Origin of the sequence: Aulosira sp. FACHB-615 (assembly GCF_014698045.1) — a bacterium.
Lineage (GTDB): Bacteria > Cyanobacteriota > Cyanobacteriia > Cyanobacteriales > Nostocaceae > Nostoc_B.
Genome location: NZ_JACJSE010000010.1, coordinates 241,451 through 254,243, shown reverse-complemented (window position 1 = coordinate 254,243; position 12,793 = coordinate 241,451). Strand labels below are relative to the sequence as shown.

Genomic DNA, 12,793 nt, shown 5'->3' with positions numbered 1-12,793 from the left:
TTCGGGTGCGCCATTTGCTTTATGCCGGGAAACCCGTCCACCGCAATGGCTTACTTTTTACTTTTGCCTTTTGACTTACCGCTATGCAGTTAGGGCAGGAGGCAGGGGAAGAGTTTTTACTCAGCACTCACACTTCGACTCCGCTCAGTGTACAGCACTCAGCACTCAAAACTCAGCACTTTACTCTTACCAGGATTCATTAACCCATAAGGGTCAACCATTTCTTTAAATTTCAACTGTTCAGGGTCAATTACTTTTCTGCCACCGTCTTCAATAATATAGGTATGAGGGTTGGCAATAAACACACCTTTAGCTTCGTGATACTCGATAATTTCATTCAGGCGTGCTTCGGTGGTATAACGTACAAGTTGTAAAGCCGCAGGTATAGCTTGGCCGTTGACGCGAATAAATTCTAAGTGCATCATCACTTCATCACCGAAATAATGATAAAGCTCTTCTACTAGTTCTAAACCTTTGTCGGCAGGGAAGATAGATTGCAAGTAGGTGATGGAAGTATCAACGCTGCGGGCGTGTAAGGTGGTGTGGTTCCAGGTAAATTCAGCTAAATTGAGTCCTTTACCTGCTTCTTGGGCTGGCTTTTGATAGGTAATTTGACCGTTGTATTGCTGTACCAAACCCGGTAATAGTTCTAAACTTGGTTCTGCAATCATTAATAAGGCTGCATGAGTATCAACAGGAATATATTGATGTAAGGCGCTAAAGTATTCTGGGATGGGTGAAGCGAAGATAGAGATTAATTTTTTGATCATCCCATCGGCGTTACCTAATGCCTGACCAAATTTAGCGGCTGTCATAAAGTCGTTAAAGGTGACAATAACTTCCGCCCAAGGATAAGCAGTCCCTAAAGGAATTTCAACTTCGGTGATAATGCCGTTAATTCCCCAAGCATGGTTGACTTTCTGCACATCGTCACCACGCAGTTCGATGATACGGGGTTCTTTTTCTAAAGTTACCACGCGCAATGCCAAAAGATTACCGCGATCGCCAAGTAACCCATACTGTATCGAACCAATACCACCACTCCCTCCAGCGATAAAGCCCCCAATAGTTGCTGTGCGGTAGGTTGAGGGTGCCATCCGCATTTCCCAGCCAATTTCTCGTGCTTTTTTATCTAAGGCTGTCAATTTCACCCCAGCTTGTACCCGCCCTACCCCTGGCTTTACCCAGAGAATTTCTTGCATTTTGGTCATGTCTAAAATTACGCCACCGTACATCGGTACGCATTGCCCATAGTTCCCAGTTCCCGCACCGCGCACAGTTACTGGTATGCGTAATTCGGCACATATCGAGGCTGCTTTTATGACTTCTTCTTCGTTAGCAGGACGGACAACAATATCCCCGACTTTGCCTGCTAATTTGGGTACAAGCACAGGGCTAAATGTGTGGTAATCCTGGGATAATTTGGCTACTTGGTTGGGGTCAGTGATAGTTTCGATATCTGTAAAAGCAGCAGTGAGTGTTTCTAAATCGGTAGTTGCCATAGTCTTTTATTAACGCAGAGTAGCGCGGAGGTAGGCGGAGAATTGATCTCTCTGCTCCTCTAGACGCTGTAATAATTGAGTTGTAATGTCATTTCTTTAATATAAGGTCTGATAGGTCTCTAATAACAAAATTAAGTTAGCATCATTGTTGTGAGCAACTAAATATGAAAATGAAAACTGAACAAGAACGTGAACAATTAATCAAAGCAATCAATGTACTTTTGCATCAAGCTTATGATAGTACTCTAGATGAGATTTACGCTCTATTGCAAAAAATCGAAGATGAAGCAGAAGAAAATGATTTACAAGCCTATTATGCTGCAAAGAGTGATGTTGAAAATAATACTCTGATTGCTTGGGAGGAAATTAAACAAGAAATCGCTAATGAAAAAAACAAGGATGTTGCGTGACTTACGAAGTTAAATTTACAAAGAGTGCGAGGAAAAGCTTTAAAAAACTATCTCCAGAAGTACAAGAACGTATCCAAATCAAGATAGATGAATTGGTAATAGAACCTCGTCCTAACGGAGTAAAAAAGTTAAAAGGTGAAGAAAACTTATATCGAATTAGAGTCGGTGATTACCGTGTTATCTATGAGATTTTTGATGATGTTTTATTGGTAAGTGTGGTAGAAGTAGGACATCGTAGTAATATATACAAGGATGAAAGTTAATTACTTTCTGTCCAAACTATCTCGGACATTGACGTTCTTCCTCAGTTCCTAAACTGTCTGCCCAGTAGCGCACACGGCTATGCGCTACTCCTGAACCTGTGCGGCGGTAAGTTTCGAGGGCAGATAGACTTTGTTGAAGCATTTGGGCTTCAGTAAGAGGTTGAAAATTTAATGCTGTGTCTATTTCACCAACTTCAAATGATTCTGGTGTCGTTTGAGTAGCTTGATTTACCAGTAACTGCTCAAAATCTGCTAAATCTCCTGATGAACTAGTCAGCCATGTTAATAGGAGAGTCTTTACCTGTTCTCCAGGTAATGTTTCAAGATGTTCTAAAATTTGCTGTCTAAGGTTGCTTGCTGTCATAGCTCTACTATTAAGTACGATATTTATGATTTAACTCTGCTCTAATGTTAGCTAAAACAAGAGAATCAGTGAGGTAAAAGTCAAGAGTAATTAACCGCCGATGGACGCGGATTAACGCAGATGAGTTTGTACATTAGCAGACTAGTAAAAGCGATCGCAATTCTCAAGGCTTATAAATATCTCTCTCCCTTGTCTCCCTTGTCTTTAAAGTAAGACTACTGTATATACTAATTTTCATATTTCACGGCGCTTTCGTGCCATTTACTTAATATAAAATCTGATAGATAACTGAGGCTGACAAATATTAATACACCCAAGCCAGTGGTGAGAAATAAGGCGGCAAACATTCGCGGAATTTGCAGGTTATAGCTAGAAATCAGGATACGGTAGGCAATGCCGGATTTTGCCCCACCAGTCCCGGCGACAAATTCTGCGACGACAGCACCTATTAAGGCTAAACCACCGCTAATTTTTAACCCGCCTAAGAAATAAGGCATAGCACTGGGTAAACGCAGATACCAGAGGGTTTGCCAGCGTGAAGCTTTGTAGAGTTGAAAGAGGTTGAGTAAGTTGCGGTCAACGCTGTTGAGTCCCAGAGTAGTGTTAGAGACGATGGGGAAAAATGCAACTATCCAAGCACAGACTACAAGGGCGGCGAAGGTGTTGTTTTTGAACCAGAGGATGATCAGGGGTGCGATCGCTACTATCGGCGTTGTCTGTAAAATGACGGTATAGGGAAATAAACTTTTTTCTATCCACTTACTTTGGGTAAATAAAATCGCCATTAATAAGCCAGAAACCACAGCCGCAATAAAAGCCACCACTGTAATTTGTAACGTAATTAATAACGAAGGAAATAACTCGTTCCAATCAGCAATTAGTGTTTGCAATACTAATAACGGCCCAGGCAAAATATAAGGTGGTAAATTAGTGACTCGTACCAAAATATCCCACAGCAGTAACACTAACACCCCAACTACAACAGGTGCTAAAGTCTCAGCGTCAATCAACTTACTTTGTATCTTCCTATCAAAAATTTTCATCAGCGTTCATCCGCGTCCATCTGCGGTTAATTTATAGTTTCCGCTAAACAACGGGAAATCTTGCGGCAATATTCGTTATATAACAATGATGTCCGAAATTCTTCATCACGGGGATAAGGCACATCAATTGCGATATCCGCCACCACCCGCCCAGGATTTATCCCCATCACTAAGACGCGATTCGATAAATACACCGCCTCGTAAATATTATGAGTGACAAACACCACAGTCCAGTGATATTTCTGCCACAAATCTAATAAATCGCTGTTGAGTTTGCTGCGGGTAATTTCATCTAAAGCCCCAAAGGGTTCATCCATTAACAGAATGTTGGGTTGAGTAACTAACGCCCTAGCAATGGAAACGCGCATTTTCATCCCCCCAGATAATTGCCGGGGATAGCTATCAGCACAATTTGTCAGTCCGACTAATGTTAAGGCTTGCTGGACTAAATTTTGAGCTTCTTGCTTGGGTGTTCTCGCCAATTTTAGCGGTAGGCGGATGTTTTCTCTCACTGTTGCCCAGGGCATGAGGGCGGCATCTTGAAAGACAAAGGCTAATTTTCGCGCTGCTTGAGGTATGCCCCAATTGATGTTACCGGAACTAACTTTACCTAATCCGGCTATTAATCGCAATACTGTACTTTTACCGCATCCCGAAGCACCTACTAAGCTGATAAATTGCGCTTCGGGAATTGCTAAGTTTAGGTCTTGTAAGGCAACAGTGCCGTTAGCGTAGACCTTGCTAATGTGACTTAGAGTAATCGCTGGATGGTTATTCATTCTTGTGAACAAACCGCAAAGGACGCAAAGGACGCGAAGTTATAAGAGTTTGAGAGAGTTCTTGCATAAGTCTTAATCTAGACTTGTCTCGCAATCCTATCACCTGTAACCTGTCACCTGTAACCTATCACCTGCTGTAATACTCTATGCCTTTATTGACGAATTGCAAGGTGAAGGCATCTTTGTAGTTAACATTGGGTTTGTAAACCCCAGCCGTTACCAGACTATCGTAGAGTCCTTGCCAGCGTTCCTCACTCATTGACCCGATACCTTGCTTTTCGGCAGTACCAGAAGTAATAATCCCATATTCTTTGAGTTTTTGAATGCCGTAAGCTAGTTGGTCATCGGTCATTTCGGGGTTATCTTGTTTGATGAGTTGATTTCCGGGTTGGGGATTTTCCAGGTAGCTGTACCAACCTTTAATCGAAGCGTCAACAAATCGCTGGACTAAATCGGGATTTTTGTCTACTAGTTCTTTTTTGGTTTCTATAGTTGTGGCGTAGGTAGTGTAACCATAATCTGCTAGTAAAAATACTGTGGGTTTAAACCCGCCTTGTTTTTCAATGGCGTAGGGTTCTGAGGTGATGTAAGCTTGCTGTGCTGAGGTTTTATCTGCCAGGAAGGGGGCAGGATTAAAGTTGTAGGGGCGTTTTTGGTCGTCGGTAAAACCATACTTGACTTTGAGAACTGGCCAATATGTGACGTTTGCTGCTGCTGAGATATAAATTGGTTTGCCTTTGAGGTCGGCAAGGGTTTTAATTGCTGGGTTGGGATGGGAGATCAGACATTGCGGGTCTTTTTGGAAGATGGCCGCGACGGTAATTTTGGGGATTCCTTGGGCAATGGCGTTAATGGCATCGATGCCATACCCCATAAAAAAGTCAACTGCACCCCCGACTAACAACTGAGTGCCGCTTGGTACTTGTGGGCCACCCATTTTAATGGTGACATCTAGACCATGCTTTTGGTAAATACCAGTAGCGATCGCTTGGTAAAATCCGCCATGTTCTGCTTGTGCATACCAGTTTGTCCCAAAGCTGACTTTATCTAACTGTGAACTTGAATTAGCTGGTTGGTTACTGTTGGTGCAAGCAGCAAGCAAGCCGCTACCCATACAGATGGAACCATACTGAATAAACTGGCGGCGACTAAAGCGATGAATCACTGTTGTTGTGGGTGGTAACGGATTCATAAGACCAAAGAATGTAATCAGACTGATGTTTTAACTGAGTCTGAGTGTACATTCTAAAATCAGTTTTTGATTGACTAAAGAATAAGGTTGAATTGCTAAAGCACGTTTAAAGGCTTTAATTGCATCCACATACTGACCAATAGCTGCATAGCATAAGCCCATACCATGCAGTGCGCCAAAATGCACTGGGTTGATTTGAATCACCATCTGACAGTCTGCCAGAGATTCTTTATATTTACCGAGACTGTAGTACAGAAAAGCGCGGCGATTCCAAGCTTCGGCAAAATCAGGCTGTTCTTGGATGAGTCTAGTCAACAGTGATTCCGCTTCCGTGGTTTTACCTGCATCCAGCAGTTTTTGGCTTTTGTCGATTTTTTCCAGACCGTGAATTCCCTTTTGCTGAAACCAGATCCGCCACAGTTTCTTGGTTGCTTTTTCCCGGACAGAAGCATTAGGGTTCTTCAAATCTTCAAGTAAAGAATTAATAGATAAAGAATCCATGAATTTGAGAGATTAGGAGATTAGTGTTTTTACCTTATTAATAACTTTCGCACAAAATTATCTCCTCAGTGACATTTAATGCCATCTTTAAATTTCTTCTACATTACTATGAATAAACAGCAAATTTTATGTTAGTAATTGTATTAACCAATACTGACAAATACGAAACTCTACATAATAGAGTTGTAAATAATTAGTCATTCAGAAACCGCACATCAAAAAACAGAAAACTTACTCAAGATACTTGACAACTACTGAGTTACTAATAAGTCATAAAAACATTACATAAATTCATGAATAATAGTTCCTGAATCGGATACGATATGGATTTTTCTCTGACATCAAGCAAAAATCCCAACTTTAGCATTCTCCAGCCCTAATTTAACTGTGGGGCAAATCCAAAATCTCCAATCTAAAATCTAAAATTTTATGACTATGCCAAAGCCAAATAGTGTTTCCCGGCATATTGTTTTAACATCACATCCAAGTCGTTTCGGCCCCAAGCCAATACCCATCAACTGGGGCGGAAGTGAACCGATGGAACGTGGCCCGGTAATTGCAACGTTGACGAACCAAGGCCATCGCAATGTAATTGGGACTCATTCGGGCGGATATGCGATTTATCGGGCTTTAGCGGTGGCGAGTGGCGCTTTACAAACAGACCACCGCGCTGATTTAACGAATACTTCCCCAATTGAGCAAATCGGCCCCCATCCTAGCTGGGCTGACCCTGATAAAATTGTCTCACTTGATCCCTTGGGAGCGATCGCCCCAGAGGTTTTTTCTGCTTATTTACAGCAGGGTTACGATATCCGCCCGACAATTGCCATTACCAAGGCACATATTAATATGCCGGAACTGCAAGAGGCGGTGGCGAAAGGGCGCTTGCAGGTGGATGGACAAATTATGAAAGCTGGCGGTGATTTGGTGGTGACGAAAGCAGCCATTGAACCAGTGTGGTATTTACCTGGAGTGGCTAAACGCTTTGGTATTACTGAAGGCGATTTACGCCGCGCCTTGTTTGAACAAACTGGGGGGATGTTCCCCGAACTAGTGACACGTTCTGATTTAGAAGTATTCTTACCGCCCATTGGGGGTTTAACTGTATATATTGTGGGGGATATCACCGCAATTACCGACCCTAGTAGACCTGTGGCTGTGCGGGTACATGATGAGTGTAATGGTTCTGATGTCTTTGGTTCAGATATTTGTACCTGTCGCCCTTATTTAGTCCACGGGATTGAGGTATGTGTCCAAACTGCTCAGGAAGGCGGTGTGGGAATTATTGTCTACTGTCGCAAAGAAGGGCGGGCTTTGGGCGAGGTGACGAAGTTCTTAGTATACAACGCCCGGAAGCGTCAGGAAGGAGGCGATCGCGCTGATGCCTATTTTGCCCGGACAGAATGTGTCGCGGGTGTCCAAGATATGCGCTTTCAGGAACTCATGCCCGATGTGTTACATTGGCTGGGCATTACCCGCATTGACCGGATGGTGTCGATGAGTAATATGAAATTCAATGCCATTACTCAGTCTGGTATTGAAATTGTTGAACGCATTGCGATACCGGAAGATTTGATTCCCCAAGACGCGCGGGTGGAAATTGAAGCCAAGAAGGCTGCTGGTTATTACACTACGGGGGATGTGTTAGATACGGATGGTTTGGCGGAGGTGAAGGGACGTTCTTTGGAGTAAACAAGGGGAGTTGGGAGTAGGGAATGGGGAGTCGGGTAAATCTTTACTACTCCCTACTCACCACTCTCTACTCCCTATGATTTGGAGGTGAAGGGTGGAAAAAATTGAGTATCTTCGTTCGCCCAGGGCGATAAGAGAAAGGTGTGGGCAAATTTTGGCGCTGGTGAATGAGGGGAAGTCGCCTTACTTTACTTGTGATTTGTCGCAGTTGGGAAAAGTGGCAGATTATGTAATTGAGGTGATGCGGGGTGAGTATCCCGATTTCAATATTCCCTTTCACAGTCGGTGGCGACATTTTGAGGCGCAGAATATACCGCGTTTGGCAAAGTTAAATAATTTGTTAGCAGGACTAACGCCTTTGCAACAAGCCATTGCTAAATTTGATTTGGCAATTGTGAGTGTGTTGTTAGATGCGGGGGCGGGGGAGAGTTGGCGTTATCGTGAACAGTCAACGGGTTTGAGTTTGGGACGTTCTGAAGGGTTGGCTATCGCCAGCTTGGAGATGTTTTGTCAAGGGGCGTTTTCGCTTTCAGGTTTGCCCCAAGTGGATGCTTTAAAATTACTCAGGTTAACTGAGGCGGAATTAGCAACAGGGTTTCAGGTTAGTACTGAAAATCCATTGGTGGGAATGAGTGGGCGATCGCAATTATTACAAAGATTGGGGCGAGTTGTAATTGCTTTCCCTCATTTATTTGGCGAAGAAAACCCGCGCCCAGGTAATTTAGTGAATTATCTTGTCAGTAAGTCCCAAAATGGGCAGTTAGCAGCAACAACAGTATTCAGTGCTGTACTTGAAGGGTTAAGTGATATTTGGCCGGGAAGATTAACCATTGCTGGTGTTAATCTTGGTGATGTCTGGCAACATTCTGCTATTAGTGATGATGGGTTAGTACCATTTCACAAACTTTCCCAATGGTTGACATATTCTTTATTAGAACCATTACAAGAAATGGGTTTAACTATTACTGATTTAGATGCACTAACGGGATTACCAGAATATCGGAATGGTGGTTTATGTCTCGATTTAGAATTAATTAAGCTGAAAGACCCAAATCTTTTGCATTCATCTCATTCTGTCAGTTCTGAATTAATCATTGAATGGCGGGCTTTAACTGTAATGTTATTAGATGAAATAGCAGCTAACATCCGCAAAAAGTTAGGAATGAGTGTTGCAGAACTACCTTTAGTAAAAATTCTCCAAGGCGGAACCTGGACAGCCGGACGCAAAATAGCCGCAGAACTCAGAAAAGGCGGTCAACCCCCTATCCAAATCGACAGTGATGGGACAGTATTTTAATTTTAATAGTCATTAGTCATTTGTCCTTTGTGGAAATGGCAAATAACTAATGACCAATGACCAATAACTAATAACCAAAATGCAAAATCAAGTCACCGTTATTGACCATCCCTTAATTCAACATAAATTAACTTTGATGCGGAAGGCTGAAACTAGCACAACGAAATTTCGCAACCTCCTCAAAGAAATTAGTCTGTTGTTAGGTTATGAAGTAACGCGCAATTTACCTCTGAAATATGAAGAGATTAAAACACCCCTCGCCCCAATGAATGCACCCGTGCTTGCACCGGATAAAAAGCTGGTGTTAGTTTCTATCATGCGGGCGGGACAAGGTATTTTAGATGGGATGTTGGAGTTAATGCCATCAGCCAGAGTGGGACATATTGGTTTATACCGTGACCCAAAAACATTAATCCCCATTGAATATTATTTCAAAGTTCCCCACGATGTCGAACAACGGGACATGATTGTTGTTGACCCAATGTTAGCCACGGGAAATTCTGCTGTTGCGGCTGTAGACAGGCTAAAATCCACTAACCCGTTATCAATGAAGTTTGTTTGCTTATTAGCAGCCCCAGAAGGGTTACAACATTTTTGCACTGTTCATCCTGATGTACAGGTTTACACTACTGCTATTGATGAGTATTTAGATGAACATGGTTATATTATTCCCGGTTTAGGTGATGCAGGCGATCGCTTATTCGGCACAAAATAAAATTTTGACTTTTTTTGATGCTCTCTAAATATATCTTTCGACAGAGAGTAAGCAATTAGTTTATTGATTATTGTTGTAGGATCTAAGTCTTCAAAATTCAGAGTAGGTAAATCCCTAAAGCCTTACACCCATAGGACTTACGCAAGAACCCTCTCAAATCCTCTTAACTTCGTGGCCTACCCTGCGGGAAGCCGCTATCGCGTCTATGCGCTCTTTGCGGTTCGTTTTTTCATGATTTTGCGTAATACCATTTCACTCTAAACATGATACAGATAGGCAAGCAGCGCCTCGACTCCGCTCGGCGACCGGAAACAAAGGTGTAGAGGAAGTGATTTGTATCAGTAATTTCGTGAATTGGTATAAGTCCTGACCCACTCTTGATTATGTGCTGTGTGTAAACAAATATTGATAATCATAAATAAATATTAATTTATTTATATCACCTGAAATTTACAACTTGATATATGGTGGACATCTCACCTATATATATGTTCTGAAATGAGTTATCAAATGCGATCGCTATAATCAGTTAGTTAATGCTGAACAAAGAATATTACTAAAAGTAGCAAGTTTTTTCAAAACTGGATTTCTTAACCAAAAAAACTTTGATGGGCTGCTTTATTTTATCAAAAAAAGTACAGCTTTTGACGACAAAATTAACTTGTTTCGGAGAAAATCTGCTCCTGATTATTTTTTGCTGTTCACCATTAATACTGTGATTGACATAGCTCATTTTTAAGTGATAATAGCTAAGGCTATAATCGCTATATAAATTTTTTATTGTTTATCATGAGGAGTTCTTTTAGCCAAATTAAATAGTGAAAAAAATATGATTTAATCTCATCTTGATTGTTTATATAGAATGGTATATATAATATGTATAGATATTATGTTAGTTATTAATCTTAATTTTATTTAAGCCAGACTCAACTAACTCAAGCACTAGAGTGTAAACACCAACAAAAATAATGTCATACCCAACTATTGGACAACTTGAAAGAGAAATTGCACAACGAATTAGTGCTTTATATTATGAACAACTAGGGCAACGTCCTAGCCAAGTTGTATGTCATTTTTTTGATACGGAATTGGTGATTTCTCTAGAAAAATCAGCTTCGTTAGTAGAATTAACATTAATCTCTGGCGGTTATGAAAACTTAGCTGAACAAGTCCGCTTATTTTTAGACAAAATAATTAAGCGTCAACTACAAAGTTTGCTAGAAGAAATTATTGGTAAGCCAATAGTTGATTTGATGACTAATACAAATTTAGTTACAGGAAGAACTGGAATAATTGTGATTTTACAACAGTTGCCAGAAGTGCGGAATCCTGAGTCTATCCCTAAAGCAAACTTGAAGAATTTAGCTGAGTGAAACGACAGGACAAAACAGCATCTAGTTTATGCAAATTATAGGGTTTTGTTAGATAAGTATCTGTACCTGTTAAAAAGAGGCGTTCGGAGTTTTCTTCCAGGTACCAAGGAATAACTGCAATAATGGGAATTTTGGCAGTTTTTTTATCTTGTTTGAGGAAATCAATAACTTGACCGCCAGTAATATCAGAAATCATCATATCTAAGATGATTAAATCAGGTTGATGTGTTTGCGATAGTATTAAAGCTTTGATTCCTTGTTTGGCGCAAATACAAGAATAGCTTAATGCTTTGAGATGATAATTTAGGAGTTCTAAATTGTATATATTTTCTTCGACAACTAAGATTAGTGGCTGTCCGTTCATAAACAACAAGTCACCTTTAAATTAAAGACTACCTACCCAAAGTTATGAATTTTCATTCAACGAACGACACCACTAACAGCGAAGTCGTATTTTCTAGTAAATATTTGACAGTTTACGAGGTTATCTTTACAAGGCTGTATGCGGCTTGAAATGGACTAACTCGTGTATGACTCACTAGGTTGATTGTCTATGCTGAAGTTAAGGGTAGACAATGACAAGCCAGTGGCAATATCAAGCAAACATCATGACTAAAAGTGTACATTCCTTCTAGAGTGATATGCAACTGTAGCAGGTATCAAATTTTCTAACCAATGTTATAGAATTTATTGTCATGTATGATTTTCGGGAAAATAATTAACTCCTAAAGCCTTTGGTGGTGAAGCTTTACCAGCTAATCCCAACAATGCAAATAAAGCGATCGCATAAGGTAACATAACTAGAAACTGGTAAGGAATATTAACACCCAAAGCTTGGATACGTAATTGTAAAGCTTCCGTCGCGCCAAACAATAAACAAGCCAAAGCACTACCTATAGGATGCCATCTACCAAAAATTAAAGCAGCGATCGCAATAAAACCTCTACCCGCACTCATCCCTTCACTGAAAAATCGAATCTGCACCAAGGCGAGATACGCACCACCTAAACTCGTCAAACAGCCACCCAGCACTACCGCACAGTAACGCACCATTGCAACTGATATCCCAGATGTCACCGCCGCTTGGGGATATTCCCCCACCGCTCGCAAAGTTAAACCAAAGCTGGTATGAAATAAAACATATACACTAACAGCAATTAAAAATAGCAGTAAATAGACAAGAATATCTTGCTGAAACAATAGCATTCCCAAGACTGGGATATTTGCCAACCCTGGAATGATGAGAGGTGTAATTCCTGGTAATCTTTGGGTGTTAGCACCGTGAAACACCAACCGCGCGAAAAACGCAGTTAACCCACCAGCCACTAAATTAATTGCTAACCCCGACACTAACTGATCCACTTTTAAAGTTATACATAAAAAAGCGTGGAGTAAACCCACCACACCCCCAGCCATGACAGCCGCAAGCACACCAAGCCAGACATTGCCAGTGTAAAAAGTCGCCACCGCACTAGTAAAAGCACCTGTGAGTAACATTCCTTCTAAGGCAATATTCAACACTCCCGAACGTTCAGAATATAATCCGCCCAAAGATGCAAAACTCAAGGGGACAGCGAGGTGTAAACTGGCGACTAGGTAATCAGAGAAGAAGTTAAGGTTATTCATTGGATTTTTTAACGCGGAGTATCGCAGAGTTTTCTT

Annotated in this window: 14 protein-coding genes; 6 read left to right on the top strand and 8 right to left on the bottom strand. The window is 41.3% G+C overall.

Features of this window, described 5'->3' with window-relative positions; genetic code table 11:
• Positions 1-158 precede the first annotated feature (158 nt).
• Positions 159-1,502 carry an FAD-binding oxidoreductase gene (locus tag H6G77_RS18455; protein WP_190872345.1) on the bottom strand — a complete coding sequence of 448 codons (1,344 nt, stop codon included), beginning with the start codon at positions 1,500-1,502 and terminating at the stop codon, positions 159-161.
• A gap of 170 nt (positions 1,503-1,672) precedes the next feature.
• On the opposite strand from H6G77_RS18455, the gene H6G77_RS18450 reads away from it, so the two are divergent.
• Together H6G77_RS18450 and H6G77_RS18445 are read left to right on the top strand one after the other, a co-directional pair.
• Complete coding sequence (locus H6G77_RS18450; RefSeq protein WP_190589545.1) at positions 1,673-1,912, top strand: hypothetical protein; 240 nt, start codon at positions 1,673-1,675, stop codon at positions 1,910-1,912.
• On the top strand, positions 1,909-2,175 hold the full coding sequence (locus H6G77_RS18445) for a type II toxin-antitoxin system RelE/ParE family toxin (protein WP_190589544.1): 267 nt from the start codon (positions 1,909-1,911) through the stop codon (positions 2,173-2,175). Before H6G77_RS18450 ends, H6G77_RS18445 begins: the two co-directional genes overlap by 4 nt.
• A 16-nt stretch (positions 2,176-2,191) precedes the next feature.
• On the opposite strand, the gene H6G77_RS18440 is transcribed toward H6G77_RS18445, so the two are convergent.
• From H6G77_RS18440 to H6G77_RS18420, 5 genes are all read right to left on the bottom strand, one after another.
• The gene (locus H6G77_RS18440; protein WP_190589543.1) at positions 2,192-2,539 is read right to left on the bottom strand and encodes a hypothetical protein; all 348 of its coding nucleotides are present in this window, start codon (positions 2,537-2,539) and stop codon (positions 2,192-2,194) included.
• A 227-nt stretch (positions 2,540-2,766) separates the two neighbouring features.
• Positions 2,767-3,582, bottom strand: a complete 816-nt coding sequence (locus tag H6G77_RS18435) for an ABC transporter permease (RefSeq protein WP_190589542.1) — start codon at positions 3,580-3,582, stop codon at positions 2,767-2,769.
• Positions 3,583-3,608: 26 nt separating this feature from the next.
• Positions 3,609-4,361, bottom strand: coding sequence for an ABC transporter ATP-binding protein (locus H6G77_RS18430; RefSeq protein WP_190872344.1), 753 nt, complete (start codon positions 4,359-4,361; stop codon positions 3,609-3,611).
• Between the two features lie 127 nt (positions 4,362-4,488).
• Positions 4,489-5,553, bottom strand: a complete 1,065-nt coding sequence (locus H6G77_RS18425; protein WP_190669547.1) for an ABC transporter substrate-binding protein — start codon at positions 5,551-5,553, stop codon at positions 4,489-4,491.
• A 30-nt stretch (positions 5,554-5,583) separates the two neighbouring features.
• Entirely contained in the window at positions 5,584-6,054 is a 471-nt protein-coding gene (locus H6G77_RS18420) for a tetratricopeptide repeat protein (RefSeq protein ID WP_190589540.1), read from the bottom strand.
• Between the two features lie 435 nt (positions 6,055-6,489).
• Here H6G77_RS18420 and H6G77_RS18415 point away from each other — a divergent pair, with 435 nt between their 5' ends.
• The 4 genes from H6G77_RS18415 to H6G77_RS18400 all read left to right on the top strand — a co-directional run bounded on the left by H6G77_RS18415 (position 6,490) and on the right by H6G77_RS18400 (position 11,131).
• Positions 6,490-7,746, top strand: coding sequence for a GTP cyclohydrolase II (locus H6G77_RS18415; RefSeq protein ID WP_190872343.1), 1,257 nt, complete (start codon positions 6,490-6,492; stop codon positions 7,744-7,746).
• Positions 7,747-7,840: 94 nt separating this feature from the next.
• A complete protein-coding gene (locus H6G77_RS18410) occupies positions 7,841-9,043 on the top strand; it encodes a URC4/urg3 family protein (RefSeq protein ID WP_190872342.1) in 1,203 nt (400 codons plus the stop codon).
• A 79-nt stretch (positions 9,044-9,122) separates the two neighbouring features.
• Positions 9,123-9,758 (top strand): uracil phosphoribosyltransferase, encoded by a 636-nt coding sequence (upp, locus tag H6G77_RS18405; protein WP_190872341.1) that lies wholly within the window; start codon positions 9,123-9,125, stop codon positions 9,756-9,758.
• 968 nt (positions 9,759-10,726) lie between these two features.
• Positions 10,727-11,131 carry a DUF2294 domain-containing protein gene (locus H6G77_RS18400; protein WP_190872340.1) on the top strand — a complete coding sequence of 135 codons (405 nt, stop codon included), beginning with the start codon at positions 10,727-10,729 and terminating at the stop codon, positions 11,129-11,131.
• Here H6G77_RS18400 and H6G77_RS18395 read toward each other — a convergent pair.
• Together H6G77_RS18395 and H6G77_RS18390 are read right to left on the bottom strand one after the other, a co-directional pair.
• Positions 11,100-11,495, bottom strand: coding sequence for a PleD family two-component system response regulator (locus tag H6G77_RS18395; RefSeq protein ID WP_190872339.1), 396 nt, complete (start codon positions 11,493-11,495; stop codon positions 11,100-11,102). The genes H6G77_RS18400 and H6G77_RS18395 overlap by 32 nt on opposite strands.
• A 329-nt stretch (positions 11,496-11,824) precedes the next feature.
• Complete coding sequence (locus H6G77_RS18390; RefSeq protein WP_190872338.1) at positions 11,825-12,757, bottom strand: ABC transporter permease; 933 nt, start codon at positions 12,755-12,757, stop codon at positions 11,825-11,827.
• Positions 12,758-12,793: the final 36 nt, after the last annotated feature.

What these genes read in the sequence shown, in the direction of transcription:
- H6G77_RS18455 (WP_190872345.1), bottom strand. Translation starts at nt 1,502, where the DNA reads ATGGCAACTACCGATTTAGAAACACTCACTGCTGCTTTTACAGATATC.
- H6G77_RS18450 (WP_190589545.1), top strand. Translation starts at nt 1,673, where the DNA reads ATGAAAACTGAACAAGAACGTGAACAATTAATCAAAGCAATCAATGTA.
- H6G77_RS18440 (WP_190589543.1), bottom strand. Translation starts at nt 2,539, where the DNA reads ATGACAGCAAGCAACCTTAGACAGCAAATTTTAGAACATCTTGAAACA.
- H6G77_RS18435 (WP_190589542.1), bottom strand. Translation starts at nt 3,582, where the DNA reads ATGAAAATTTTTGATAGGAAGATACAAAGTAAGTTGATTGACGCTGAG.
- H6G77_RS18430 (WP_190872344.1), bottom strand. Translation starts at nt 4,361, where the DNA reads ATGAATAACCATCCAGCGATTACTCTAAGTCACATTAGCAAGGTCTAC.
- H6G77_RS18425 (WP_190669547.1), bottom strand. Translation starts at nt 5,553, where the DNA reads ATGAATCCGTTACCACCCACAACAACAGTGATTCATCGCTTTAGTCGC.
- H6G77_RS18420 (WP_190589540.1), bottom strand. Translation starts at nt 6,054, where the DNA reads ATGGATTCTTTATCTATTAATTCTTTACTTGAAGATTTGAAGAACCCT.
- H6G77_RS18415 (WP_190872343.1), top strand. Translation starts at nt 6,490, where the DNA reads ATGCCAAAGCCAAATAGTGTTTCCCGGCATATTGTTTTAACATCACAT.
- upp (WP_190872341.1), top strand. Translation starts at nt 9,123, where the DNA reads ATGCAAAATCAAGTCACCGTTATTGACCATCCCTTAATTCAACATAAA.
- H6G77_RS18400 (WP_190872340.1), top strand. Translation starts at nt 10,727, where the DNA reads ATGTCATACCCAACTATTGGACAACTTGAAAGAGAAATTGCACAACGA.
- H6G77_RS18395 (WP_190872339.1), bottom strand. Translation starts at nt 11,495, where the DNA reads ATGAACGGACAGCCACTAATCTTAGTTGTCGAAGAAAATATATACAAT.
- H6G77_RS18390 (WP_190872338.1), bottom strand. Translation starts at nt 12,757, where the DNA reads ATGAATAACCTTAACTTCTTCTCTGATTACCTAGTCGCCAGTTTACAC.